This window comes from Paenibacillus peoriae KCTC 3763, from assembly GCF_000236805.1.
In the GTDB taxonomy this organism is placed as follows: Bacteria; Bacillota; Bacilli; order Paenibacillales; family Paenibacillaceae; genus Paenibacillus; species Paenibacillus peoriae.
In genome coordinates, this window is the sequence record NZ_AGFX01000012.1 from 234,129 (window position 1) to 260,525 (window position 26,397).

The window sequence follows — 26,397 nt, forward strand, 5'->3', positions numbered from 1 at the left end:
TTATACTCGGCTTTTGTGGAAAAGCAACGTTTTTAGACAAAAAAAGAGACAGCCTCAGCCACCTCTCTTGACCTTTTACGTTTTTTAGTCCTGCAATGCTGCCTGCAAGTCTTCGATCAAATCCTCCAGATCTTCAATCCCCACCGAAATCCGCACCAAACCTTCCGTAATGCCCAGCTCTGCACGGCGTTCTGCCGGAATGGAGGCATGGGTCATACGCGCTGGAACGCTTATCAGGCTTTCTACTGCTCCCAAGCTCTCAGCCAGCGTAAAATATTTCACCTTTTTCAGGAGTGCTACCGCATTGGTATCACTGCCTACATCAAAGGAAATAATGCCGCCAAAGCCGTCAGCCTGTGTTTTGGACAACTCATGCTGCGCGTGGCTTGCCAGTCCAGGGTAGTACACCTTGCTAACCTTCGGATGCTTTTCCAAAAAGGCTGCTATTTCTTTCGCATTTTGCTCGATCGCTTCCATACGCAAACCCAGTGTTTTGATACCACGGATCAATAACCAGGAATCCTGCGGACCGAGAATACCGCCAATGGCGTTTTGCAGAAAATGAAGCTGCTCGCCCAGCTCTTCACTGTTTACTACAGCCAGCCCGGCTACAACATCGCTGTGTCCGCCCAAATATTTGGTGGCAGAGTGAATAACAATATCCGCTCCAAGCCTAATTGGCGTCTGCCAATAAGGAGTGGCAAATGTATTGTCCACAATCAACAAAAGCTCATGCTTTTTCACCAGCTCCGAAACTGCGCGGATATCTGTAACCTTCAACAACGGATTCGTTGGTGTTTCAACATACAATGCCTTCGTATTTGGACGGATCTCTTTGGAAATGGCCTCCAGATCGGTCGTATCCACAAATGTGGACTCAATCCCGATCCGACTAAGCACCTTGCTTACAATACGATAAGTGCCTCCGTATACATCATCGGTCAATAAAATATGATCCCCTGCTTTAAACAAGGAAAATACCGCATGAATCGCTGCCATACCGGAACCGAAAGCAAAGCCGCGCTTGCCTTCCTCCAATTCCTTGATCAGCTCTTCCAGCGCAAACCGGGTCGGATTGCCTGTACGCGAATACTCGTAGCCCTTATGAACGCCGATCTCCTCTTGCTCATAAGTGCTTACCTGATAAATAGGAACGTTAACCGCGCCAGTATGAGGATCGGTAGGGAGCCCGCCGTGAATCAGTTTTGTTTTGCGCTTCATTTTATATCCCACCTTCGTATATTTTTTTGCTCAGGTAACGTTCGCTGCTATCCGGGAAAATGGTAACGATATGTGCACCATCCGGTGCGCTCTCTGCTTCCAGTAAAGCAGCATGCAGGGCTGAACCGGAGGAGCTGCCGACGAGAATCCCTTCACGCTCTGCCAGTTCCTTGACCCGGTTAAATGCGTCCACGTCACTAATGGTATGAATGGCATTAAAATACCCTTTATCCATAAACTCGGGGATCAATTCCATGCCGATTCCTTCCGTTTTATGCGAACCTGACTCGCCGCCATTCAAAATGGACCCTTCCGGTTCCACAATGACCGTTTTAATAGCTGCATTTTGCTCCTTAAGATAACGCGAGGTTCCCATAAATGTGCCTCCCGACCCTGCTCCTGCCACAAATACGTCCACTTTACCGTCCAGATCGTTCCAAATTTCAGGGCCCATTGTCGTATAATATGCCTCTGGATTATCCGGATTGCTGAATTGACGTGGCAAATATGCATCTTTTATTTCAGCAGCCAGTTCCTTCGTTTTCTCGATGGCTCCTTTCATCCCCGCACTTGTCGGAGTATGAACGATACGCGCACCCAACGCCCTCATCAGATCCTGTTTCTCCTGGCTGAACTTCTCAGGCACAGTAAAAATAACCGAGATGTTATAATGAAGCGCCGCCATAGCCAGGCCGATACCTGCGTTGCCTGCGGTTGCTTCAATTACAGTCCCGCCTGGTTTCAGCTGACCCGTCTTTAATGCTTTTTCAATAAGAGCCTTACCCACCCGATCCTTCACACTGCCGCCCGGATTCATAAACTCCAGCTTGGCGAACAAACGAATTCCCCTCGGTAGAGAATAGCTGTTCAACTCCACTAATGGCGTGCGTCCAATAAGCTCAAGGGTGCTGCGATATACATTCATAATTTTCAAGCTCCTTTTAAATAACGAATCCTAATAAACCAGTGGTCAAAAAATAGCAGGGTGTTGCCGGAAAAGTTTACTCCCTTGTCCGAAAACACAGTAATTCGCTAAGTATTTATGCAATAAGATTTTATGTATAATTGAAGCATTTGTCAAATAGCAACATTCTTGCCCCTAGAGGGGTTTACAGGAAGGAATCCTCGACTGTAAATCCTGCTTTTTGGGACAGTTGCTTGATGCTCTCTATTTCAATCTCTGGAACTGTAATTAGAACAAAGCTGTCACTATCTATGTCAAGATAGGCAAGGGATACAGCAATGCTTTTCAACCGTCTTGCTGCTTCATTCAGAAACATTTCGGTGGTCCATTCGGAGTAATCCTTCCCTTCAAGCTCTTCCCAATTCACTAAAGGAAAATATTTTCTCACGAGTAGACCGTCGATCACATCACAGACGTAGGTTCCCTTTTCTTTCCAATCCATTTCAAAAGCTAAATCATACTCAAGCAGGACGTCAACCAGTGCAATCCAAACAAAGGTCCTATCGGAAACCTCTATTCCTCTTTCATTCAGCCGATCTTCGCATCGTTCAAAGTAACTTTCAGGCTCTTCCAACGCCAACTTTACATCTTCCAGAACCTTCTCCTTCAGATCATACGCCAGCTTTTCACTAAGTTTCAGCATCGCTGCCTTGTTCATAAGCTGCCTGTTCCTTTCCCCTTATCTAATAATCCGCTGCCAGTCGGGAACCTTCTCATGCTGGAGAACATATTGTAAGATTTCATCTGCGTCCACATCATAGCCGGGTCTCTCTTTTGGAATATGTCCTAAAGCCGTTTGGAGAAGAGGATGTTTAATAGAAGGTGTCTCTAATCCTTCCTGTTCCCTAACCATTTGAATGCAATAAATATCGTATGGAATATGCACAAAAGACAGTATTTCTTTGGATTTCTTTGGTGTGTCACTCGCACTATAAATATGAAAGTCACATACTTCGTAAAGCAACTCCTCTAATTTCTCAGAATCATTCCAGTGCTTCAGCAACCGCTGATAAACATGATCCTCAGGTAAAATATCAAACAAGGGCGGCATTTGCCCTGTTTTCCATTTATGATATAAGCATGTCATGAACACATGATGTGTTTTGTTTTCTGCATAGAACTCAAGATCCTTTGCAAATAATTTGCTTGCATACTCATAGGTCGACTCGGCTATATCTTCATAATCCCAAAGCACTGATAAACCAATAAGACCTCCAAGTTGCCAGGCACTTACTCTTCCACTATTCGGTACGCTTTTAATAATTTGTACAAGCCATATGATCTGTTTTTCTATCAACTTCCATGCTTCCGCTTCTCCATTCAAAATTTTATTTTTTGCGTTTTGTTCGAGATGTACACCTATTAAATAACCAAGGGCTAATGCCAGTTCATTTCTTTCCTTATCCATAATCTTTTCATCAATGTCTTCTTTGACATCAAGTAAAATTCCTTCAATTTCCTCTTGTGGAATTATAGTCTCTTTATATTCCTTAATAGCTCTATTGAAATATTTTGTATACACTGAGTAGTCCAACTCGTCATTCCTCGTTTCATAAGCAGGATATATTCTTACGATTTTCCTTGTCATCTTGCCACACCTTACTATTTATATATAAATTAAAGCTATCTCCAAGAACCAAGTGGTTAATTAGAGATAGCTTCTCACAAAATTTAGATTATAACCATTTCATAATAAATCTAATTATTTTATATTAAATCCTTCTTTATAACGTTATATAAAACAAATTGACTCTCTAGTGGCTTCAAAATAGCAATTACTTCATCTTCTAGAGCTCTTTCAAATAAGGAGCAATCCTCTTGTCTAACCTTAAATATATTATCCTCAAAAAAAGAAAACCTTTGGTAGTTCTCTGTATAGTACCCATATGAGCCTCCAGATAGTCCAATCTCTTTATCATCTACAATATTTGGGTAACCCGTGAAAATTTCAAAATTTATTGACTCCTCTTTTTCCCAAAAACAGTACCATTCCTCTCGTGCCAAAGAGGCTTGCATAGACAAATATTTCTCTACAAAGGTTTTGTACTCAATACTTTTATAGCCTATTGTTACGGTTACTTCATCGTAATCATGATCTAGTTCTTCAATTAGAAACCCTATGATATACATAGTAAATATTCCTCCCAATACAATCCATAAGTTATCCGGCATGCTTTCCCAATAGGGCCATTATGTTCATTACAAGTCATCTTCCAGCCCAAATTGCTGGCAATCCAATCCCATCATACTTATTGAAATCACTCGTAGTACTGCATCTATTTCAGCAGTTGTTAATTCAGGGTATTCTTGCTGAATACATTTAGATACTACACTTTGATTCTCCAAAAAAAACATGATATCAGAAATAAGGATGTCTTTATCCTTTACCTTTAGTCCAAAAGTTTTTCGATTCTGCATGTCTTTTTTTCTTACTACACCATATTCAATATATGCCATACTTTCTAAGTTATCCGGGGAATGCGAAGATTGTCGAAAAAAATTTTCTTTGAATTCTTCGACATTATATTCCAATCTATCATGTTCTATGATCTTCTTTGATATCTTGTCAATCTCTTTAAGGAATTCATCGTACCTTCTATTTTCAATCAAATTACACACCTCCTTTTCTTTCTATAACGGTTATTACATTGCTTACTCATCATTTTTTACACTTTATTTTTTTGATATCCATTTTTGTTACTCTGCTATTAAAATCATCTAACAAGTCAGCTCCAATCCCATACGATCCTGCTTCGTTAGACTTTATGAATACACTCTTTAAATTATCGGATTCTCCACCAATCATGTGATCATAATCGATACCCTTGGATTCGAGCCATGCTTGAGTCCCTGGCTTGGTTTCCATCGTTATTTGCCAATCATGCGAGCCATGCTTTTGCCCTAATGCTTTAGGGTCACGGCCTTTGCCTTGCAACGATATCCACTTGCCCCCTCGTGTAACTTTACCATTCAGTACATTTGGAACAAGTACGTGGGGCGTTTTGCTTCTAATATCTAGTACTTCTTTCTCTGATACATAACGGATAAATATATCTGAACGATTGTTCCTATTCCTTGCTAGTCCAAAAACATCGACCCAGGTTAGTGAATCAAGCACATACCCGTAAAGCCGCATTCCTCCAGCTAAGCGAATCGGGTCCTGCTGCGTATACATTCCTTCATGCGGAGAGTAATACCTGAACCGGTTATAATACAGCCCTGTCTCTTCATCCTCGTATTGTCCAGGGTAACGGAATGGACAGTCGCCGCGCTTGCCTTGCAAATGAACTTTTTGCACGTTTCCGTAGATATCAAGCTCGCTTGCCCATACCCGACTTCCGGCCTCATCATACATTTCAACCGGAGTTCCAAGATGATCGGTCACAATGCTGTAGCTGCCTTGTCCCGTAATCTTCGCGGCAGGATGGAATGTTCCGTCTTCAAACACCCATGTAATAAGGCTTTCAGGGATAACGGAGGATGAAATGCTTTTCGTTAGCTCACCATTCCGGTTGCTTGCTAATGATGAATCCTCCTCTTTCCATTCATGCAGTATATTATTTCCATCCCACACAAAACAGTCTACCACACCAGCAAAATGCTTCTCAATTCGCCTGCCCATACTGTCATATTTAAATGTAACTTCCTGACCGTCCGGGCGGATGACCTTGCTCATCATTCCGTTACCGTAGTATTCGTATTGCCAGTGTGTGCCATCCGGCTCTGTTTTATGGATCAGGTTTCCTTCTTCATCGTAGCTGTAATGAATCCCTTCATACTCTAGCAGCCGTCCGCCGGGGCCGTATTTGCGGTCGGTCTTTTGACCTGTGGTGTATAAATTGCCCACTTCATCGGACATACGGAATATTTTGCCGAACGGATTCGCAGCACCGATCAAGGTATCGAACTCATCATGAGCATACCTCGTTTTCTCGACAGTGATCCCATTAACAATCGTTTTAAGACGATTGTTGACGTCCCATTCATATTTTTTGGATCGGCTCTCGCGGCCCCCTGTCCTGATGCTATGCTGCTCCGGCCGTCCAACCACATCATACTGCCATGAACTGACCACTCCGCCTGGCAGCAGACGTTCCAGTTCCTGTCCAAGCGCATTATATTTCATCTGAGCCATCCAAGGGGCTGCTGCCGTTTCTGCTTTGTCCGCAGTCTGCTGTGCCTGCACCCGGCTGACTTGTCCTAACAGATCACGCTCCATGGTGATGGACGCGCCGAGACTGCTGCTGATTTGCAGCCGATTCCCTAGCGTATCATATTGACTTGATATCCAGTAGTCATCCCGCCATTCCTTCACCACACGTGCAGCCTGATCATATTCCAGCTTCACGGTAGTGAATGGGTTCGATGTTTCTACCAGCTCGCCCATGCGGTTATAAACAAACGTTTCTAGCAGGCCATCGCTATATTCGGCGCGGTTGATACGACCTGTTTGATCATATTCATAGCTCGTCCATCTTTCGCCGGGACGCTCAACTCTTTGCAATAGTCCGCCAGCACTGCGAATATACTGCCTTTCGATCCCGTCAAAACCTGTCTCACGCGTAATTTGCCCGTTCGCATCCCGTTCGAGGGTATAACGCTCACGCTTCTCATTGACGACTTCGATCAGCTCATCTTCCTGGTTATAGACGAGCTCTATCCGTCTTCCCTTTTGCTCGCTCCACTTCATGTCTCCCAGCGGAGTATGTCCAAATGCAACCCGGTGCAGATGATCCTCAGCCAAAACGATATCGTCGTATGCGTTATATTGCAGCTTCAAGACATTACCGTCTGGCATTTCGGTCCGCACCACACGTCCCAGTGCATCATAGACAAAGCATTGCTTGGCGCCCAGCGGATTGATCTCCTGCTCACATTCTCCACGCTGGTTGTAGCTCCATTGTCCACTCGTACCATCCGGCAGGGTCACCCTGACCAGATTATCCTGCTCGTCATATGCCAGTTCCGTGATGGCGCCTTGCGGATTGTGCACTTCACGGATGCGATGCTGTTCATCATAGACAAAACGGGTAACCGTCTCATCTGCTGCAATAGATTGGACCAGACGTCCGTGGACATCATAAATCCAGCTTCGTAACCTTCCCTCTGGATCAGTCATCTGCTTTAAGCGCCCGTCTGAGTCATACGAATACTGCCACTTGCCTCCGTCCGGCTGTATCTCTTCCACCATACGACCGAATGCATCGTACGCATAGCCTGTCACCCGGTCATCCTCACCTTCCATGCGAAGCAGCTCTCCGGTATCGCTATACACGTAGCGAAGTTCACCGCCCAGAGGATTCAGGATACGTGTACAATAATATTCTGGCGTATACTCATACCTTGTTACATGACCTTGACTGTTGGTGACCTCATTCCATCCATTAAAATAGGCAATACGTCCTTCCAGCAACCCGTCGTCTCCATAGGTATGAATGCACCGCGCTCCAGTGGTAGGACCATCATAACGCCAATGAAAGCTATAATCGTTGCGGTCCTTCTTTTGGATCATCAAATGACGGTCATAGTACATATACGTTGTTTGTCCAAGCGCATCCGTCACGGCAGCAAGATCGCCAGCTTCGTTGTATGCGTACTGAACCAATACATCCCGCTTGTGAACCTCACCCTTACGGCTGTTTCCCGGCACATACACATGAGCAACACAGGTGATTCGCCCAATAAGGTCTGTATCAACTTCAAAAATCCGGCCTACACTATCTGTCACCTGCTGTAAAAAGCCTTTTTCATCATAAGCTAATGCAATATGCCGCCCGGTCTCCAGCTCGATCCGTTCCAAACGAAATCCGCTCTCTTTTCCCGTTTGTTTTTCAAACGAATAAGTCAAGCGGCTTTCTTCCTCTGTCAGCGCATATCCTGCACCTTGACGGCGCAATACCATTTTCTCGATCGGGTTTCTCGTCTCCGTCAGGCCATGGTACAGGCGCTCGAACGTAGCGGCTCGTCCATCTCCAAGCAGCACACCGATGCAATCATCCAGCACCTCCAGGCGCATATCCAGCACATGATGCACGCCATGCCCCAGCCAGCCTTCATGGTGACTGTCACTAATCCAGCGTCGCTCCCAAGATAGCGGTACAGGACCCGGGAATTCAAAATCACTGGCTTCACTCATCATACGTCCGGTGATCAGGTCCACAGGCTCGAATCCCCATTGGCAAAATTTATCTTTCAACCCCTTAGTGCATTTAAACTTGCTCAGCACCTTATGATTCAATTGGGTAAGCCGTTTGCTGGCACCCGATTTTTCCAACGCTTTTTTCATTAAACTTTTACTTCGTTCCGCAATTGCTTTTTGCATGTCATCCATACGCTTGGCCAGCTGCTTCTGGAGCTCATCGGCTTGATGCTTGAGCTTTCGCGCGCCTGCCAGCACCTTATTCATCGTATTCTTGCCCAGCTTGATCGCATTTTTCGCCGCAGCCCGGCCTATTTTGCCGGCCACCTTCCCGCCGGCTTTGACCGCTGCCTTCGCGACCGTCTTGGCTACCGCCTTGGCAGCTCCCTTGGCCGCCAGCTTCGCCGCACCAAACATAGAGCCGCCAAACGGGATCATGGAACCAATCGACAGCGCTGCACCCAGAAAATCTCCACGGCATAGGCTGACCACGGCACTTGCTGCACCCGCAATGGTTCCCAAGCCCGGCACCATGCTTAGTACATCCAGAGCCGTACCGAGGTTCTCAAGAAAAGAATCTTTTTCCTTATCACTCTTGGCCTGTTCTGCTGCAGGATCACTCAACGCTTCATACGCCTGTTTTTCCGTCCCCGTCATGATTACATTCGGGCCCATGATTTCAGTCTCATCATACATCATATAGCTGCTGTTTCCGGCCACTAGCCATAGCTCTTCCTCCGCCTGTACGCGGAACGCTTTCATCTCGGTAAAACGAATTTCCTCAGGAGCCATGACCACGAGATCTTTATCACTCAGAAACGTAATCCCGTCTTTTTCACTAATGTTAAAAAGTAAGGCTCCTTCCTTGGCTGTAAACGAAATATCGGTGGTTCCCAGTTCAAACTCTTTGCCCCCGCCAGTTGAAAAGGATTTGACCGTCGAATCCGCCATTTTTTGATTTGCTTTTTGAGCCGATTCTCCTTGTGCGGAAAACGGGGTTCTTACCGAGTTAATGAGCATCGCATCAGATTCAACAGAAGTGGGAAAATACAGCTTGATCCGTGAACCGACAGGTGGCATCGCATGAAAAATATTACTGGTGGGCGAAGAGTACGGAAACCATACCGCTTCATTTTCCGGCTGCTCCCGATCAATATCCAGATGGACTTTGGCCTTCTTCACGCCTATAGCCAGAATCTTTCCCTCCATGCCTAGTCCAGCCAGATTTTCATTATCACGACGATTGGTACGAAAGCCTGCCGGAGTCGTGCATGTATAGTCAAACTCCATTACACCTTTATTCAGCTGTCCCTGAACGCCGGCAATGACAAACGCACGTCCGTCAAATTCAATTTCCCAGCCCAGCTCCAGCCATTGATTCGTCGTTAATTGAAAACAGGTAAAATCCTCATTGCTGAATTGCTCACCCTGTGTTTCCAATGCATTCAGAAAGGTATCCCGTTGATGCTCAAGCCGATAGGAGCCTTCCTTTAATTGTAAATGCCGATTTCCCGTCGGGGTTCCGATCCAGATTCTTGGCGTATGATCGCTTACGTCCGGAGTTATGTGCGCTCCTGCAATCGAAGCAACCCGCTGCACAAATTCCCAGTCTGTCTCTTCGTATTGCAGCAATAAATTTCCCAGCGTCGCTCCCCTCTCAAAAGCATCCGTTTCCAAAAAGCTCGACCCTGAATGCGCCTGAAACACCTCGTGCAGCACATCCGTGTAAAGCATATCGGATTTTTGAAAGGAACGGCTTTTTCGTTCAATATCCAATTGATAACTATGTGAAATGATGTCTACACATACGGTATGTACACCCTCAGCCTTAACGTCAATCACATGCAGCTGTCCCAGAAATAATGGATATTCCCCTGTCCCGGTGACCGTTAAATACAGGCCTGCCTGATCACGGTGGCTGCCATGCCGAAGTAACTCCTTGCTGTCCTCCTCGCTCATAATGCCCTGCAACCGAAGCGTAGAGTGAACACCCGGGAAACGACGCAGCTCTACCTTTTCCAACCTTAACCTTCCGTAAGGCCATTTGAGCAGCAGATTTTGCACAGTCAGGTCAGAGAAGCGGTCTGTTTGGCTGGTTAACATGCTTATTCCTCCTTCATCCTGTCTGCTTATCCTTTCTGCTGGCCATCATCGGCTACGTAAATAATCCCTTGCGGATGCTTCGTGCACATGACATAGGATTCACTGGTCAGAACGGCTTTTCCATCAATGAGTACATCGTTTTTTCCATTCAGCCACTCCATATTAACCTGAGGCTGGCACGGCTCTCCCAGTGCTTCGCAGACCCCAAAGGTCGCGGGAATATTGGCTATATTTTTGCTATCTCCTACATTCATCAAGGGTTTGCCCTGAATATAAGCGCCATGACACATTGGCAAGTTGAGAATATTCGGATTACTGCCACATTCACACTCCAGCACCGCCCCTCTAACCACATAGCTTATGGAAGGATCGGCCCCGACCTCTATTGCCGGATCAGAAGGTTTGCCAAATGCTTTAAAACTAGACATAAAATAACTTCCCCCTTTTATTCCATCGTTTCATCAAATTCAACCGGAATGCATTGAAATCCCGTAAAAGCACGCCGAAATAAACTTTCAGAAATGTCCAGACGAATGATCAGTACATTTTCCCGCAGCCCGGCAACACGAAAAATACGTTCACTTTTAAGCTTGCGCTTGTTTAAAATAAGCCGTTTGCAGTTGCCGTTCATATCTACGTCAGCCTTTTCGGACAAGCACTCCACATGGGCGGGCTCCATAAGCCAATACGTGCGCTGTTGCTGTGTGCTGCGCTCCGTGAGAACAGCCACTTGAAAGGATAGGGACGGGTCACATTTCTCAAGCCATTCCTTCATGGCATGAGATACAAACCAGCGAGGTTCTTCCATATAATCGAGATAAAACGGTTCTCCCTTATTTTCATCCACAAAAAATTGATTCCGCTCCTGAAACTCGGTATTCCGGCCCACTTTCTCCAAGGACAATGGCTGCTGATAAAGGGAGTCCTGTTGCAGCTGAAAATAGTACACGGGCTCATTCCCTCCCATACTCAAGGTGACGGACTTGGACAAAGTTTCCCTGCTCATCTTCTTCCATCCACATAATCTGCTGTTTTTGTTCCTCGCTAAGTGACCATGAGGCGGACTGGGAAGCAATGACCTTGGCTCCGTTCATATTCGCGTTCTGAAAACAGGCATGTGCAAGATCAGCAAACAACAGATTGGCATCCTGCAGATTGGCGCCAGCAAAGCTGACACCAAAACTCCCCAGCACTTGATCTTCCAAAATAATCGGTTCCCCTCCAGCAGCTTCCTGAAAGTTCGCTCCCTGCAAGTCACAGCCGCTGAAGTTCGCATCATAAATCACACTTTGGGCCAGATCGACCTGCTGCATTTGGCTATTGCTAAAATCAACCCCAACGCAAATACTTTTTCGAAAACAACTGTGAGACAAATGGGAGCCTGCCAGATGGGTGTAGGCCAAATCGCTGTTTTCGTAGTTCCCGCCACCAAGATGCAGCCCCCGCCAATCCTGATAACGGTGAAGTGAACCATCCTTGCTTTCCAGCCGTTGGCGCACCGCTGTAGCGTCCGCTGATTCGTTCAATTCGACCCAAATATCCTCGCTTAAATCTATATATTCACCGGCACGTATGCGAAAATCATCTGCGCGAAGGACTTGCTGAAATTCTGCGCATGCCACCATACGCGAAGCTATAGCCCGAACGATATGGACGACATATTGACCCGCTATAGCCGTGTCCTCCATTAAAATACGGAAGCTTTCGGTATGCGGGATGTTCTTGTCCACAAGTTTGCGGGATGATTCAATCGCTTGATAATACATTGTTACATGATCGGAAAGCCAAGGGACTTCAAAAATCTCCATACAGGACGACCGATCCAGATACCAGGTATCATCATAAGCCTCCAGACTGCATAGCATCTTTCCTTGGCGCAGCCAAGAACGCAGCCATGAGACATGTATATAAGCAACAGGCCGTTTATTGCCTGCTGACTGCATCTCCTGCATTTTCATACACAGACTGCGAAAAGGCTTCATCCATTCTTCGATAAAGCCGTCGTCTTGAAATCGGGTACGAACTACTGTACCGAGCTGACGGATCAGCGCTTCCCGGCGGGATGCGACTTCTTGCTTTAGCCATAGCTGTAAAGATTGCTGCTGCAATGCCATTCCTCCCCTAGTTTTGGTGTACCTGTGTTCCTTTGATGTCCACCAAATCTTCCAGAATCAACGAGCTTCCCTTCGAGGTCATTTCTATTTTTTCCTGAGCCGAGATTGTCACTTTTTTGGAGGTCAGGATCACCTCTTCTGTAGCTTTTACACTGACATTTTTACTGCTGGTAATGGAAATTCCATCTGCATCACTTAGGAGAATCGACACTCCGTCTCCTGTAATGAGAATGTGATCCGGCGCGAGAACGATCATTTTTCCGTTAATTGTTTTGATCGTCTTGATTTTAGGGTCTTGCATGGGGTCGTTTCCGCCGCCTCCGGTATTGCCCTGGGCTGATCCGCTACTCCCCGATGCTGCCGCTGCACCGCCGCCACTCCCTTGAGATCCTTCAGGCTCCGGCTTTTGGACCGAGCTGATCGCAATCGCATCCTCCTCCTTGTGCGTAGGGAAATAAATGCGAATGTCATCTCCTATCTCTGGCATGCAGTACCAACCTGCGTTGTCTTCTGAAGCATAAATTGTAGAGTAAGGAAACCAAAAGGCCTTATTCACATCCTGGGCTGAATCAATATTCAGATGTGCTTTAATTAAATCCTTGGCCACAGCAATGACCTTGCCTTGGAGCGAAACGCCAACAATAGGCATGTTATATCGTTTCTGCTGGCTGGCACCCAAGCGCGAAGCCAACGTATATACAGGTTTTAACAGTCCTTCCTCCATTTCAATCCGTACCCCGTACACGACAACCCGCTGCTCGTCAAAGCTGACCTCCATCCCAATATCAAGCCACTGATCCGTCTCCACTTCATAAAAAATACAGTCACTTTCCTGCAAAGCTGGAATTTGTCCCCGCACCGATTGCTGAAAAAGCTCCATTTGCTTGCGAACACGATAATGGAAAGCACGCACTTCCCCTTTGTAGCCTAAGGACGGAAGACCAAAATGAACCTTCGGGGTATCAAAGGCAGTGGATGGAATCAGACCTGTATAAAAACGGGAGGCCATTCGCTTGAGAAATTCCCAGTCTGTTTCGCGGTACTGCAAAATGACTTTCGCAATAACAGCCCCATTCGAGGCTTCGTCCACCATTTGGGCGCCGCTGTAATCCTGTACAACCTGATCAATCAGCTGAGTATAGGTCATTTGAATATCCTGGAATGTTCGCTCCTTTCGCACAACATCCAGCTTGTACGACAAGGACACGGCTTCAAGTTCGATGTGATACACATTTCGCACCTGATGAACCTGTATATTTCGAACCATGCCTTGAAACAGCATCGCCGCGTCCATTTGGCCACCCTTGAGTCCCACGGAAATATTTTGTTCAGCATGGCTCATTTTCAGATAGTGGGTCCCCTGTTCTTCCTGCACGATTCCCTTCAAACGGAGCGTAGCGTGCTCATTGATTTGCTTCACAATGACAAGCTCCTGAATGGTATCAAATACAAACGGCGTGATTTCAAGATCCAGATATGTAGCGTAGTTTCGTTCCACCTGCTATACCTCCTGTTCTGCCTTTTCATCCACAATTTGCAAGGTATTCATGATTCCATGGGCAATAGGCTGCCACTTTTCCTGATGACGCTCCATACAATTCAATCCGAAAAATACTCCCTTCCCATCCAGCTCGATGAAAAAGATACCGTTATACATCACACCATCCAGCACGGGCACTGTAAATTCATAAAATCCCATCTTGTGCTGACCGACCTCGCGAACGCCTTCACCAATCCACCGGGCATTAGGCTGCATCCGTTTCAGCATCGTACTGAGGTCCTTTACAAACGACTCCATCTCATCATTCACCAATCGATTGTTTGTTGCATTCACAGTCAGATTAATCTCCAGCGTCTCATCCGCAAATATCGTTTGTGGACGACGATCGGCCGGATATTTCATTTTGGCATAATCGTCCGGCAATGGGACAAAAGAAGCAGGTACAAACATATAAACCCTGTCAGGCACAACCTCCTTTGACTCAAAATGAATCCGTTCATCCCCTATAACAAGCTCACCCTCTTGAATCGAAGAGCTGATGTTCTCACCAGACAATGCGCTCCGCGCCGATTTCTGTTTCTCTTTTTGTTCCTGCTCGGCAATCATCTTCAACCATTGTTCGTCTATTCGGCCCATGTTCTCCCTGCTTTCTGTCGTGTATTTTCGTCATGTTCACAGCTTATGTAAGTCATACGTGCCGTCTCCCGAGTCTATCTATGTCATTTTAAATCTTTAGAGGATAAATTTACTATTGTACAAAGGGCTAGTTTTTGGAAGAGTTCTAATACACAAAAATGTATAGCGTCTAGGGGATAATACCCATGTCCAAAAGCCCACAACGAAAAAAGAGGGCTATGTTCCAGTCTGATCAGACCAGCGGCATAGACCTCTTCGTGATATTACTTTATAACCGCCGGGGAATTCCCCCTCCAGGCACGGTAAGCAGCACCGATGACCCCAGCCTCCTGGTTGTCCTTAGCATAAATATAGTTCAGTCCCTCGGCGGGAAAGGGTTTGCGGGCGCGGCTGTATATTTTCGCCTCAAGCTCTTTTTTCGGAAATCCCGACATATGCAGTACGCCACCGCCCAACACAATGTAATCCGGGTCCAATATATTGATTTCTGTAGCTATCGCCACCGCTACCGCTTCGAGAAAATCCTGAATAACCTCATGACTCCCATACTTCACAAAAATATCCCCAAACGGAGTTCCGGCAAAATGAAGCTCATGCAGCTCACGCAGCCGCTTGCCCGAGGCATACTGCTCTATGCAGCCCGGATTGCCGCAACTGCATAAATCCTGCCGCCCCAACACAGGAACATGTCCCAGCTCTGCTGCCGAGCCATGCTTGCCAGCAATGAAGTGATCCTCGTAATAAATCGAGTTGCCGAAGCCGGTGCCAAGATAAAAGCCCACTACAATGCCTCGGCGTTCCAGTTTATGCGCGACGATCTCGGTCAGCAGCAGAAAATTCACATCATTATCCAGATAAACAGGGATACCCAGCGCCGACTCCAGCGGATCAACCACATTCACCTGATTGAAGCCTTCAATATTCGGCGTCGAATATACGGTCTTCTTGTCTTTGCTGACCACGGATGGAAAGCCGATGCCGATCCCCTTAATCTCAGCCTCCGGATGCTTTTGAATATAAGAAGTTATATAGTTCCGCAGATTATCCTGGGGCTCCCCTTCTGCATATAACAAACGGCTGCTCTCGATATGAAAATGGCGCAGCTCCCCCATCTCGGACAGTAGCCCGATACGAAAATTCGTTCCGCCAATATCGATTCCGATGGTGTATCCCCCTTGTATACGTTCATTGTTGTCCATACGCTAGCATCTCCCATCCGAATTGCCTTGAAACGCTGCGCGGTCTCTCCCGATCGCTCTCATACAAATGGCTCCTGTCTCTCTTGGTAGTATCTTAATTTGCTCTTTCTATACGGAATACTGCAGGATGATCTCCATAATCTCTTCAGTAGATTGTGAGCGGAACAGCCTCTCAATGTTGCCTTCGTCGGTCAACAGAGAGGTGAACTGGGACAAAGCTCTAAGATGAGTTTCATTATCCATCGCGGCCAGTGTAAAGATGAGCCGTACCTCATGCTCCGGCTGCTCTGAAAAGGCTATTCCCTCCTTCAGTACCAGAAGGCTGATCCCCGTTTTATTAACGCCGGACAGCGGATCGGCATGTGGTACCGCTACAAGCGGCGCAATAATGATGTACGGCCCCCGCTGCTTCACATTCTCAACCATCGCCTCGACATAGGAATCAGCAATGGCCCCCTCCTTCAGCAGAGGCCAGGCCGCGGCAGCAACCCCGTCTTCCCAGCTGCCCACGCGATCCATCCGTTGAATCCGGCTCGGCGTCAACAGCTCGTTCAGCATCGGACGCCGCGCCTGGTCGATTCGAATCCAGTCTTGGCGAGCCATATAATCCCGCAATTGCCCGTATAACTGCTCTTCATTACGGATAAAAGCATGTTTGCGGATGATCTTGATCAATCCCTCAATAGATTGGCCTACATGGTCATATGTCCCTAATTTGGCATAGATTTTCTTAAGCAGGTTGATCTTTTCAACATCGCTCAAAATCGGGCTTACAAGAAACACCTCATTGCCGCCGCTTCTAAGCGGTGAAGTGCTGAATACAAAATCAGCCTGTGGCATGGCCGTCTCATAATCGTGGATAGCCATCGTTTCTATAAAATCGATCATCGGAAAAAGCTCCTGTAGTTGCTTTTTCAGCATCTGCGACGTTCCAATACCGCTGGCACAAACGACAACTGCCGTGACCCGCGACAGAAACAGGACGCCCTCTCTTTTCATCCATCCGCCGAAATGCATCGCAATAAAGGCTACCGCATCTTCATCAAGATGTACGCCCGCTTCGATTTCGAAATGATGCACTACTTTTAAGGTGAATACGTAAACATCCTTATATTTATCCTGAATCATTTCTTTCAAGGGATTAGGAGCATCCAGATTATACTGAATCCGGTGATATGCGGATTGAAGGTGTACGGTCAGCCCTTCCTCCAGCCCTGCGCGCTCCTGAAATACGATACAGGCCTGCTGCTGAAAGTCATCAATCATCCGCCTCGCAATATCCCTGATTTTCTCATAGGAAGAAGAATCTCTGCGGGATTGCTTCATTTCATGCAGTTTTGCGCCCCGCAGATGCATCGTTAAATAAAAGATTTCATCACTGGGAATCGGCAGATCCGACAGACGCTCCAGTACAGGAACAACCGTCTTGCTGGCAGCGCTGAACGCAGCCGAATCCTTTAGTGTTTCTTGGAGATGGGCGTCCACCTTAACGTTTCGCCGCCGCAGCATTCTTCTAAGAAAATAAAATAGTTGAATGCTCAGATTCCGCAGCGTGTCATCTGCAAACCGGATCTTGAGGGTACGCTCGTACAATGTCAATGACAGGTAAATGCTTTTCACCTGCTCGATTTCGAACAATCCGTAAGCGGGCTGCCGGTCCAGCTGAATGTCATCCGCGGTGAACAAGCTCTTGCTCCATTCCAGATCAACCGTTAACTGGGAAAGGTAATGAGTAAGCGCCTTGCGAATATTTTCTTCTGAGCCCTTCATGTAATAGCCCATATGCCGTTCACACAACAGCGTAGTCTGAAAATCCTGCAGCTCACTTCTTAGCAGCCTGAGATCCTCAATGGCCGTATTGCGGCTGACCCGCGTGCGGTTGATAAGATCCTCCAGTTGCACCCGCTTTTCTCGTCCGATAATATAGACCGCGATCAGCGCTTTGCGCTCCTTCTGTGAGTACTCATAATTCCATTGCTGGATATTACTGAACTTGTCCGGTGCTTGTTTTCTTGTATCCTCATCGAGATGGAATCCTGCCGAGCGCACATAATAAACGGGAGAAAGCTTGTTGTCCTTTAGCCAATCATTGATTTTCTCGATGTCATAATATATCGTGCGTTTGGATACCTGAAAAGCAGAGGTAAGCTCATTTATGGAAATATGGGAGCTGGAACCAAGCAGCTTGGTCAATATATTGGAACTGCGCTCATCCAATGACATTTAACCACTCCCTTTTCTGGATATTCAGACTTTGGCGTTCACTTGTGAATTGAAATGCTTCATCATTTGGTCCCATGCCTTATTCAAGTCGCTATCGAGGTTGAACAGACCCGACGTTCCGACGATAAACACTTCGACCCCCGCCTCTTCCAGTATCTTGAATGTTTTTTCATTGCAGGAGCCGTCGATTTCAATCAGATAGTTATAGCCATGCTTTTCCTTGAGCGCCTTCGCCTCGCGAATCTTGTCGAGCACCTCTGGAATGAACTTCTGTCCGGCAAATCCCGGATCGACCGACATAAAGGTGATTTTGTCCAAATGGTGAATGTAGTGCTGGATGTGGCTGAGTGGTGTTGCCGGATTAAGCGCGATTCCCGCCTTGCAGCCGGCACTCTTGATCGTATCAATCATACGGAAGGCTTCACTGTTAATGACCTCGGCGTGCGGACTGATATAAGTGGCACCTGCATTAATAATCATTTTGATAAATTCGGAAGGCTTTTCAACCATCAAATGCACGTCCATCGGTATTGTTAAAGACCCGCGGATCTGCTCCATAAAAAAGGGGGAGAGCGTAATGTTCTTGACATAATGACCGTCCATAATGTCTATGTGCACCATATCCGCTCTTTGGTTCAACACCTTGAGCTGGTTTTCAATATCCATCAAGTTCATACACATTAGGGATGGAGAAAATAAATGCTTTTTCATCGTTTTTTCACTCCTGTCTGTTAGGCTGCCACTTTTTTGCTTCCGAAGAGACGGTCGAGGAACACCGCCAGGATAATTAGACCGCCCATGACGATTTGCTGATAGTAGGTCGGTACACTCAAAATGTTCAGACCGTTATTAATCACACCGATAATCAGACCGCCCATGACGACCCCGATGACTCGGCCCTTTCCTCCGAAAAAGCTGGTGCCTCCGATAATGGCCGCAGCTATCGCTTGCGTCTCATAGCCCGTACCGGCCAGCGGTTCCGCTGCCCCCAGGCGGGCGGTCAATACAACGCCTGCAATGCCGGCGCAAATTCCAGAAATGACGAATACGATCAGCGTATGTCGTTTGATGTTGATACCCGAGAACCAGGCTGCCTGGCTGTTGCCGCCCAGTGCAAAAATGTTGCGGCCAAGCTTGGTTTTAACCGTAATAAAGATGAATACAAGCGCTACGATCAAGGCAATCAATACCGGAATCGGAACAGGCCCGAGCCAGCCAGCAATACCGCTCTTGAAGCCTTGGGGAAGCCCGAACACCGGTGCCGCCTCCGAGATGATCAGTGTAAGCCCGCGATAAATCGCCAGGGTCCCCAGTGTGATAATAAAAGGATGCAGACCTGTTTTATTCACCAAAAATCCGTTGAAGCAGCCCAAAGTCCCGCCGACCACAACGCCGCCGATGAGGATCGCAACCGGCCACGGCACGCCCGCAATCATCATTTTGGCGGAGACCATACCTGTAAGCGCCATGATAGAGCCTACAGAAAGATCAATTCCGGCGATTAGAATAGTGAAAAATTCGCCAACACCGATCAAAATGGTAACCGCACTCTGCAGCAGCACCTGGGTCAGATTGCTCGTTGTCAAAAAGTACTGGGGAGAGCCGATGCCCAAGCCCAGTGTAATCAGCAGCAGGATGCCGAAAGTTCCGTACTTTTCCCAAATCAGGTTGAATTTTTGCATAGATGTTTGCTCCTTGACTATGATGTAGCGGCCAGCATGATCTTTTCTTCCGTGGCCTCTTCATTCAGTAGAGTTTTATTAATGGTGCCTTCCCGGAATACGGCGATTCGGTCGCATACCGACAACAGCTCCGGCATTTCCGACGAAACGACGATGACGCCCACACCAGACTCCGCCAGATCGCGCATGATCTTGTAAATCTCGCCCCTGGCTCCGATATCGATACCCTTGGTCGGCTCGTCAAAAATAACTAATCGTGAGCCGGCGGCCAGCCATTTGGCGATCAACACCTTCTGCTGGTTACCGCCTGACAACTCGGTTATGTTCTGCTCTACACTGGAGCATTTAATATTGACTGTCTGCTTGAATTTTTCAGCCAATTTGATTTCCGCTTTATGGTCTACGAGCCCCCAGGTCCCTCCGGCGGTTGACTCCTTCAGCAGCTTGGAGATCGAGATGTTTTTCCAGATTTCGAAGTTTTTCAAAAAGCCCGTCTCTTTACGAGCCTCCGTTACGTGTCCGATGCCCAGCTTGATAGCATGATATGGATCCTTGACCTTGATTTCTTTGCCGAACAGTTCTATTCGCCCTTTTTGTATTGGTGCTGCTCCGTAAATGGCATTCATGAGCTCCGTTCTTCCAGAGCCGATCAAGCCGGCAAAGCCGAGAATTTCCCCTTTATGCAGCTCGAAGCTGACATCGTTCACCCGCTTGTCTTTTCGGGTCAGATGCTCCACCTTCAAAATCACTTCCGTGTTATTGTGCTGACTGTCTTCCGATTTCAGGTGGCGTTCGCTGACTGCGCGCCCTACCATCATTGTAATCAAATCCTCACGCGTAACGTCCTTGATATCCCGTGTGCCTACATACTTGCCGTCCTTCAGTACGCTGACGCGGTCCCCGATTTCCAGCAATTCGTCAAGCTTGTGGGAAATATAGATAATGCCTACGCCATAGCTTTGCAGTTGGCGGATGATTGCGAACAGCTTGTTCGTTTCGTCGATCGTAAGCGAGGAGGTCGGCTCATCCATGATAATGACCTTGGCGCGCGATGCAATCGCCTTCGCAATCTCAACCTGCTGCTTCTCCGAAATGGATAGCGTCTCCACCATTCGGGTGGCCGAACACTTCAGACCGACTCTTTCAATCATCATTTGTGCAAGCGCATGCATCGTCTTGTGGTCAACGACCGGGATGCCGAATCTTTTGATCATGGGCAGCTTTCCCACAAAGATATTTTCCGCGATGGACAACTCGTCGATCATACTCAGCTCCTGATAAATAACGCTGATCCCCTGTTCGGTCGATTCCTTCGGCGTCAACTTTTTAAATTCGCTGCCGTTAATGACGATCTGGCCCTCAGTCGGCTCGTATACGCCCGACAAAATTTTGATCAGCGTCGACTTGCCCGCCCCATTCTCTCCAAGCAGTATGTGAACTTCGCCTGGCTTCAGTGTCAGCGACACATCCTGCAAAGCCTTTACGGCTCCGAAATGCTTTGCGATATTTTTCATCTCCACAAGATATTCCACTTCGGTTTCTCCTTCCTGGAGCGGTGTTCCCCAGGGAACTCCGCCAGAGTGATCCGGTACCGGAATGTCAGCTTCGCTCCGGCACCGTCCTTTTCTCTGTACAGTTTTACTTCTTCGTGATCAGTTTGGCGTCGATCCAGACCGTTTCCGGTTCAGCATCAACACTGCCTTGCTTCTTTGTGTTAATCGCGTCGATAAGTTTGTTAAGGGAAGTGATTCCGATTTCGGCAGGGTCCTGGGCGATTGTCGCATACAGGCTGCCGGCTGCGACGGAATCCCGGGCTTCCTGATCGCCGTCCGTTCCCACTACAACTACCTGACCTGCTTTGCCTGCATTCTCAACAGCTTGCTGCGCCGCCAGAGCCATCGTGTCATTAGCCGCATAGATGCCCTTCAGGTTCGGATAACGCTGAAGCAGGTTAGCCGCTACATCCAGCGCTTTTTGACGGTCCCAGTCAGCCGGCTGGCTGTCGACAAGCTTGATTTGGGAAGCCGCTGCAAAGGCGGATTCGGCGCCCTTCTTGCGGCTTTCTCCCGATGCGTTGCCTGCTTTTCCTTCGATGATTGCCACTTCGCCGCCTTGTTTACCCAGCGCATCTACAATAGCCTTGGCGCCTTGCGCCCCAATTTTCTCATTGTCGGAGGTTGCGAATGCCAGAACATATCCGCCGGCATTTTTCAGCTCATTCATATTGATCTTCTCATCGATGTTAACGACATAAATTCCTTTTTTATTGGCTTGAACGATGGAAGGAATCAGGTTAACCGGAGTCAAAGGCGCCACAGCAACGCCGTCAAAGTCTCTGCTCAGAATGTCTTCAAATATTTTCACTTGGCCCTGCAAGTCGGTTTCGTCCTGGGCAGCGAAAATTTCGACATCAATGCCCTTTTCTTCCGCTTCTTTCTTAATTCCGTCTCTCATCTCGGTCCAGAACGGGGAGTTAAGCGTTTTCAAAATGACGGCTATCTTAGGCTTCCCTGTCTTTGTGTCCGACGCTCCCTCACTTGCCGGAGCCGCGCTTCCGTCCCCCTTTGTAGTGGAGGTTGCTGTGCCGCCATTGCCGCAGGCCGCCAAAATCATTGTCAGTGTAAATACAGTAAGTAATAACACAGCTAGTTTTTTCATCGTTTATAATCCCCCTTGAGATCATATTATTTTGAATAGCTCTGACACCAGGCTGCTTCTGTGCGATCCTCACCTCCCTGAGAGCATTGCCCGCAGTAACTGAGCTGCTTCAGCCATTTCACCGTTTGGCTTTGGGCTGACCTTGCTTAAACACAGTGTAGTGGGTGAGGATCGAAAATTTAAGTCCAAATGACGCAATATGTTTTGTGCAATTATAGACCGCTCAGGGCAGACCTGTAGTGCTGCTTCTTGCGAGGAGTTTTACATCCAGCTGCTTCAACTGAATCGGACTGCTCTTGTCCTCAATCTGGTGAATAAGCTGATATACCGCTTGTTCGCCCATTTCATAGATCGGCTGAGCAATGGTGCTAATCTCCGGTTCGGTAAGCCCGGTCATCTCAATGCCGTCAAATCCGATCAGCGCCACATCATCCGGCACCTTGCGCCCTGATCGAAGAAGCGCTTTTAAAGACCCGATAGCCATAAGGTCTATGGTGGCGAAAATACCGTCAATCTCCGGGTGACGCGCGAGCAAATCCTGCGTCAGTTTAAATCCGCTCTCCATCGTGAAATCACCTTCCACGATATACGAAGGGGTAAAGCGCCCATATCGGGTCAGCGTGTCGATATATCCCTGCAGACGGTCCTTAGCGGGAATGACAATACCCGGTCCGCTAATGTGAGCGATATTTTTGCAGCCCACCGATAACAGATGCTCAACAGCCATTACTGCCCCTTTATAGTGATTGACCTGAAGCATGGATATGTTGTGCACCGCCTGTTCAGAGGATGCACGGTCAATCGAGACAATCGGGATTTTGGCCCCCAACAGCTCATTGATTTCGTTCGTGGCAAGCATTTGTGTGGCAAAAATAATGCCGTCCACATGTCTTTTCTTCAAAGCCTCAATGTAACGAATCTCTTTCAAACTGTTTCTGTCGGAGTTCGCCAGCAATGTCGTATACCCGAGTTTGGTCGCCGTATCCTCGACCGCTTTTGCCAAGGCGGAGAAAAACGGATTGGATATTTCCGAAACGATCAGGGCAATGGTATTGGTCTTGTATCCCGCCAAACCTCTGGCCATCGTATTGGGTGAATAATTTAACTTACCGATCGCGTCCTTAATTCGATCCTCTGCATCCTTACTGATATATCCATTCTGATTAAGATATCTGGACACCGTCGCTACGGACACATTCGCCAGTTTGGCAACATCCCGAATAGTAGCGATAACAATCACCTCTGCATGAATATGATGTGTAACCGTTAACACATTCATATCATTAAAATAGCATCTACTCATCGTTATTTCCCAAAAATCGCCTATATACAAAGGAATTCAGGGTTAAAATCTTATAAAATGGATCCAGTTCATAGTGTGGTATCGGTTACACATTCATAGTAATTGAATGCGCTCTCTTTTTCAAGCATAAAATTCAAATTTTATATTCACAAAATCACTGCACCTTACAATTAATAGATCAAAAGAGAATGTCCTCTTAAATCCAGACGGAAATCAGTCAATGAAGCGGGCTGCTCCCGCGTATTTCATAAAAAAAAGGAGCCTGGTCATACCAGAGCTCCTTTACATATCCCGTTATATTGGGGCTATACGCTGACGATCGCCATCAGCAGCCACAGCGTTTTATTCACCTGTTCCGTCCAGTACATGCTTTTTGCAAAAGTCCGCTACGGCCTGCACTTCATCTTCCTCAAGTTCGAGGTCGATGTAGCGGTTCGTTACTTTTTCAATCAACTCATACTTCAGCAATCCCGTCTTCTCTTCGTCTACCAAATAAAGGACGCGGATATGCAGTCCGTTTTCGGTGTATAGCTCGTCGTCCTCCTCTACCTCCACCTCAATGACGAATTCATACCGCTGCCCACTCAAAATACCAAAAGCATCTTTAATTTGCTCCATTGTGTACGATGTAAAATTTAACATATCTTCATTCCTTCCGGATTTCCTTCAATTACTGTGCATTCTACGCCCGCAGGCAGTAGCTGTTCAACTTGAGTACGTACTTCTTGACGATTCAAATCTTGACCCAGGATAGAGATCCAACCCCGATCATTGCGTGAGCGGATTAAACGTCCTATACCTTGTCTAAGTCGAAGTGCCATATGAGGCATATCGATCTGCATAAATGGTTCCGCCGCATCCTTGCGTAAAGACGTAAACACAGGATCGTTCGGAGGAAACGGCAGCGACCAGATAATGACATGCGACAGAGACGGACCAGGAATATCCAGGCCTTCCCATAAGGTAACCGCACACAATACACTTTCCTCATCATTCTGAAAAGCCGAGATCAGATGGCTGATTTCCGCCGAGCCTTCGTACAGAAAACGATAGGAAGATGCCTCCCGATAAGCAACGAGACCGGTTTGAAATGCAGCCAACTCCTCCTGGGAAGGAAACAGGATAAGCGCTCTGCCTTGCGATTTTTCCAGCAGTGCCAGCACTCTCTCGATCGGATTTTGCTCAGGTTGCAACGGATACAAAGCCGCTTGCATCTGATCGGCATACTCATAAGGAGAGGCCACGGAAAACGTCAGCGGATTTTCAATCCCGAGACTCTGTGCCATGTAATCAAAGGAGTTCTCCACAGACAGGGTAGCTGACGAGAATACGATTGGCATATGCTGCGCAAATACTCGCTCCTTAAGAATCTCCTTTACCATTTTAGGCATAACCACGAGCGTTAATCCGTCCTGATCCTCAATCACCCACGAAATCAACAGCTCAGGGCGTTTAAACAAGGCCAAAGCCGTCTGGATCATTTCAAGATGCTCTTCCACGATCTTGAGCTGATACTCATCCAGTGAAAATAGCCCGCTTTCAAATACAAGCTCCTCTTCAATGGTGCCGATCAGGTCGCCAAAACGATTGACTTCTCGAATCAGCGACTCATTCAAGTTAAATTCCTTGCGGTCAGAACCTTGTACAGGTTGACTGTTCTTTTGCAGCGCAGCAAACAAAGCCTCACTTTGGGATATTGCATCTTCAATCGTCATGGCCAGCGATTCCCGCACTTCACCCTCTAGCAGACGGGTAATCATCGCCTCGAACTGAGCATGTTTCAGCTTGTAGGTCAGTGCATTCTGCGCCGCTGTCTCCAGCAAATGCCCTTCGTCAAAGACAACAGAGCTATGCTCAGGCAGCAATGGCAGTTGGCCCTCACGTTTTCTTGCTTCATAGGTCCATACATGCTCCATATAAAAATCATGTGAGCAGATGACCAAATCCGCCGCTCGGCGGTAATGATCACGAGACAACGTCTGTCCGCATCGATGACGCTGATGACAAACGAGACAGTCTTGAAAAACATCCCATCCAAGTCTGCTCCATTGTCCGTCCGTCAGTTCAGGATATTCCTTGCGGTTCCCGTAAGGGGTGAAGGACTGCAACGTGTCTGGAAAATGGACAAAATCCGGCAAGTCCTGATAAATATCACGAAAGACATCCGCATCCTCATCCAGCCCACTTCGAGCCTCGTCCAGCTTGTTTAGGCAAATATACTGATCCGGCGACTTGCCCAGTCTGGCATCAATCGTCAGATTCAAATGCCGTGCCAGCTTGGCGATATCTCCCTCCGGCTTTACCAGCTGTTCGATCAGTGATTCATCCGCACAGGCGATAATCGCAGGTTTTCTCATGTACCGGGCATATGCGATGGCGTACAGCAGGTACACCAGTGTTTTGCCTGTGCCCACACCTGCTTCCGCAAAAATGGTCTTTTTCTCCTTATAGGCACGCTCCAGCTGAAATGCCATATAAATTTGTTCATCCCGAACCTCAAAGCCGACTTCAGGCAAAACCTCATAAAATACATCCGCAATCCAGTCACTTGCCTGCTCAATAAACGGCTTGGACGGATCAAAGGCAAAAGGATAAGTAGTCAATCGGGCTGTGCCTCCAATTCGTTCATAATGTGCATCCTTTCATTATAACGC

At 47.3% G+C, this 26,397-nt stretch carries 21 protein-coding genes; all 21 read right to left on the reverse strand.

Going from position 1 to position 26,397, the window contains the following annotated elements:
• Positions 1–84: 84 nt before the first annotated feature.
• Positions 85–1,221 carry a bifunctional cystathionine gamma-lyase/homocysteine desulfhydrase gene (locus KQI_RS0107490; RefSeq protein ID WP_010346142.1) on the reverse strand — a complete coding sequence of 379 codons (1,137 nt, stop codon included), beginning with the start codon at positions 1,219–1,221 and terminating at the stop codon, positions 85–87.
• A 1-nt stretch (position 1,222) separates the two neighbouring features.
• Positions 1,223–2,146: a PLP-dependent cysteine synthase family protein gene (locus tag KQI_RS0107495; protein ID WP_010346143.1), complete on the reverse strand. Its 924-nt coding sequence runs from the start codon at positions 2,144–2,146 to the stop codon at positions 1,223–1,225.
• Positions 2,147–2,330: 184 nt separating this feature from the next.
• On the reverse strand, positions 2,331–2,843 hold the full coding sequence (locus KQI_RS0107500) for a DUF6630 family protein (protein WP_010346144.1): 513 nt from the start codon (positions 2,841–2,843) through the stop codon (positions 2,331–2,333).
• 21 nt (positions 2,844–2,864) lie between these two features.
• Entirely contained in the window at positions 2,865–3,773 is a 909-nt protein-coding gene (locus tag KQI_RS0107505) for a hypothetical protein (RefSeq protein WP_010346145.1), read from the reverse strand.
• Between the two features lie 119 nt (positions 3,774–3,892).
• Positions 3,893–4,315, reverse strand: coding sequence for a hypothetical protein (locus KQI_RS0107510; RefSeq protein ID WP_010346146.1), 423 nt, complete (start codon positions 4,313–4,315; stop codon positions 3,893–3,895).
• A 69-nt stretch (positions 4,316–4,384) separates the two neighbouring features.
• Complete coding sequence (locus KQI_RS0107515; RefSeq protein WP_010346147.1) at positions 4,385–4,795, reverse strand: hypothetical protein; 411 nt, start codon at positions 4,793–4,795, stop codon at positions 4,385–4,387.
• A gap of 49 nt (positions 4,796–4,844) precedes the next feature.
• Positions 4,845–10,427, reverse strand: coding sequence for a DUF6531 domain-containing protein (locus KQI_RS0107520; protein WP_010346148.1), 5,583 nt, complete (start codon positions 10,425–10,427; stop codon positions 4,845–4,847).
• Between the two features lie 26 nt (positions 10,428–10,453).
• Positions 10,454–10,855 carry a DUF4280 domain-containing protein gene (locus KQI_RS0107525; protein WP_010346149.1) on the reverse strand — a complete coding sequence of 134 codons (402 nt, stop codon included), beginning with the start codon at positions 10,853–10,855 and terminating at the stop codon, positions 10,454–10,456.
• 17 nt (positions 10,856–10,872) lie between these two features.
• Positions 10,873–11,433 carry an imm11 family protein gene (locus KQI_RS0107530; RefSeq protein ID WP_241763867.1) on the reverse strand — a complete coding sequence of 187 codons (561 nt, stop codon included), beginning with the start codon at positions 11,431–11,433 and terminating at the stop codon, positions 10,873–10,875.
• Positions 11,381–12,535 carry a pentapeptide repeat-containing protein gene (locus tag KQI_RS0107535; RefSeq protein WP_010346151.1) on the reverse strand — a complete coding sequence of 385 codons (1,155 nt, stop codon included), beginning with the start codon at positions 12,533–12,535 and terminating at the stop codon, positions 11,381–11,383. The genes KQI_RS0107530 and KQI_RS0107535 overlap by 53 nt, the downstream gene beginning before the upstream one ends.
• A gap of 13 nt (positions 12,536–12,548) precedes the next feature.
• Positions 12,549–14,039: a type VI secretion system Vgr family protein gene (locus tag KQI_RS0107540; RefSeq protein WP_010346152.1), complete on the reverse strand. Its 1,491-nt coding sequence runs from the start codon at positions 14,037–14,039 to the stop codon at positions 12,549–12,551.
• 3 nt (positions 14,040–14,042) lie between these two features.
• On the reverse strand, positions 14,043–14,678 hold the full coding sequence (locus KQI_RS0107545) for a hypothetical protein (RefSeq protein WP_010346153.1): 636 nt from the start codon (positions 14,676–14,678) through the stop codon (positions 14,043–14,045).
• Between the two features lie 263 nt (positions 14,679–14,941).
• Positions 14,942–15,877, reverse strand: a complete 936-nt coding sequence (gene alsK / locus KQI_RS0107550; protein WP_010346154.1) for an allose kinase — start codon at positions 15,875–15,877, stop codon at positions 14,942–14,944.
• Positions 15,878–15,985: 108 nt separating this feature from the next.
• Positions 15,986–18,100 (reverse strand): BglG family transcription antiterminator, encoded by a 2,115-nt coding sequence (locus KQI_RS0107555; protein WP_010346155.1) that lies wholly within the window; start codon positions 18,098–18,100, stop codon positions 15,986–15,988.
• Between the two features lie 24 nt (positions 18,101–18,124).
• Positions 18,125–18,811, reverse strand: coding sequence for a D-allulose 6-phosphate 3-epimerase (gene alsE, locus KQI_RS0107560; RefSeq protein ID WP_010346156.1), 687 nt, complete (start codon positions 18,809–18,811; stop codon positions 18,125–18,127).
• Positions 18,812–18,831: 20 nt separating this feature from the next.
• On the reverse strand, positions 18,832–19,782 hold the full coding sequence (gene alsC, locus KQI_RS0107565; protein ID WP_010346157.1) for a D-allose ABC transporter permease: 951 nt from the start codon (positions 19,780–19,782) through the stop codon (positions 18,832–18,834).
• A 17-nt stretch (positions 19,783–19,799) separates the two neighbouring features.
• Entirely contained in the window at positions 19,800–21,314 is a 1,515-nt protein-coding gene (locus KQI_RS0107570; protein WP_010346158.1) for a sugar ABC transporter ATP-binding protein, read from the reverse strand.
• A 106-nt stretch (positions 21,315–21,420) separates the two neighbouring features.
• Positions 21,421–22,440 carry a D-allose transporter substrate-binding protein gene (alsB, locus tag KQI_RS0107575; RefSeq protein ID WP_010346160.1) on the reverse strand — a complete coding sequence of 340 codons (1,020 nt, stop codon included), beginning with the start codon at positions 22,438–22,440 and terminating at the stop codon, positions 21,421–21,423.
• Positions 22,441–22,663: 223 nt separating this feature from the next.
• Positions 22,664–23,719 (reverse strand): LacI family DNA-binding transcriptional regulator, encoded by a 1,056-nt coding sequence (locus KQI_RS0107580; protein WP_010346161.1) that lies wholly within the window; start codon positions 23,717–23,719, stop codon positions 22,664–22,666.
• Positions 23,720–24,085: 366 nt separating this feature from the next.
• A complete protein-coding gene (locus KQI_RS0107585; RefSeq protein WP_010346163.1) occupies positions 24,086–24,385 on the reverse strand; it encodes a DUF6509 family protein in 300 nt (99 codons plus the stop codon).
• Positions 24,379–26,346 carry an ATP-dependent DNA helicase gene (locus KQI_RS0107590; protein ID WP_010346164.1) on the reverse strand — a complete coding sequence of 656 codons (1,968 nt, stop codon included), beginning with the start codon at positions 26,344–26,346 and terminating at the stop codon, positions 24,379–24,381. Before KQI_RS0107590 ends, KQI_RS0107585 begins: the two co-directional genes overlap by 7 nt.
• Positions 26,347–26,397 lie beyond the last annotated feature (51 nt).

Excerpts from the sequence above, each read along its gene's own strand:
- KQI_RS0107530 (WP_241763867.1), bottom strand. The coding sequence starts at position 11,433 with ATGAGCAGGGAAACTTTGTCCAAGTCCGTCACCTTGAGTATGGGAGGG.
- KQI_RS0107525 (WP_010346149.1), bottom strand. The coding sequence starts at position 10,855 with ATGTCTAGTTTTAAAGCATTTGGCAAACCTTCTGATCCGGCAATAGAG.
- KQI_RS0107555 (WP_010346155.1), bottom strand. The coding sequence starts at position 18,100 with ATGTCATTGGATGAGCGCAGTTCCAATATATTGACCAAGCTGCTTGGT.
- alsK (WP_010346154.1), bottom strand. The coding sequence starts at position 15,877 with ATGGACAACAATGAACGTATACAAGGGGGATACACCATCGGAATCGAT.
- KQI_RS0107505 (WP_010346145.1), bottom strand. The coding sequence starts at position 3,773 with ATGACAAGGAAAATCGTAAGAATATATCCTGCTTATGAAACGAGGAAT.
- KQI_RS0107545 (WP_010346153.1), bottom strand. The coding sequence starts at position 14,678 with ATGGGCCGAATAGACGAACAATGGTTGAAGATGATTGCCGAGCAGGAA.
- KQI_RS0107490 (WP_010346142.1), bottom strand. The coding sequence starts at position 1,221 with ATGAAGCGCAAAACAAAACTGATTCACGGCGGGCTCCCTACCGATCCT.
- KQI_RS0107580 (WP_010346161.1), bottom strand. The coding sequence starts at position 23,719 with ATGAATGTGTTAACGGTTACACATCATATTCATGCAGAGGTGATTGTT.
- alsB (WP_010346160.1), bottom strand. The coding sequence starts at position 22,440 with ATGAAAAAACTAGCTGTGTTATTACTTACTGTATTTACACTGACAATG.
- KQI_RS0107585 (WP_010346163.1), bottom strand. The coding sequence starts at position 24,385 with ATGTTAAATTTTACATCGTACACAATGGAGCAAATTAAAGATGCTTTT.
- KQI_RS0107500 (WP_010346144.1), bottom strand. The coding sequence starts at position 2,843 with ATGAACAAGGCAGCGATGCTGAAACTTAGTGAAAAGCTGGCGTATGAT.
- KQI_RS0107510 (WP_010346146.1), bottom strand. The coding sequence starts at position 4,315 with ATGTATATCATAGGGTTTCTAATTGAAGAACTAGATCATGATTACGAT.
- alsC (WP_010346157.1), bottom strand. The coding sequence starts at position 19,782 with ATGCAAAAATTCAACCTGATTTGGGAAAAGTACGGAACTTTCGGCATC.
- KQI_RS0107520 (WP_010346148.1), bottom strand. The coding sequence starts at position 10,427 with ATGTTAACCAGCCAAACAGACCGCTTCTCTGACCTGACTGTGCAAAAT.
- KQI_RS0107495 (WP_010346143.1), bottom strand. The coding sequence starts at position 2,146 with ATGAATGTATATCGCAGCACCCTTGAGCTTATTGGACGCACGCCATTA.
- alsE (WP_010346156.1), bottom strand. The coding sequence starts at position 18,811 with ATGAAAAAGCATTTATTTTCTCCATCCCTAATGTGTATGAACTTGATG.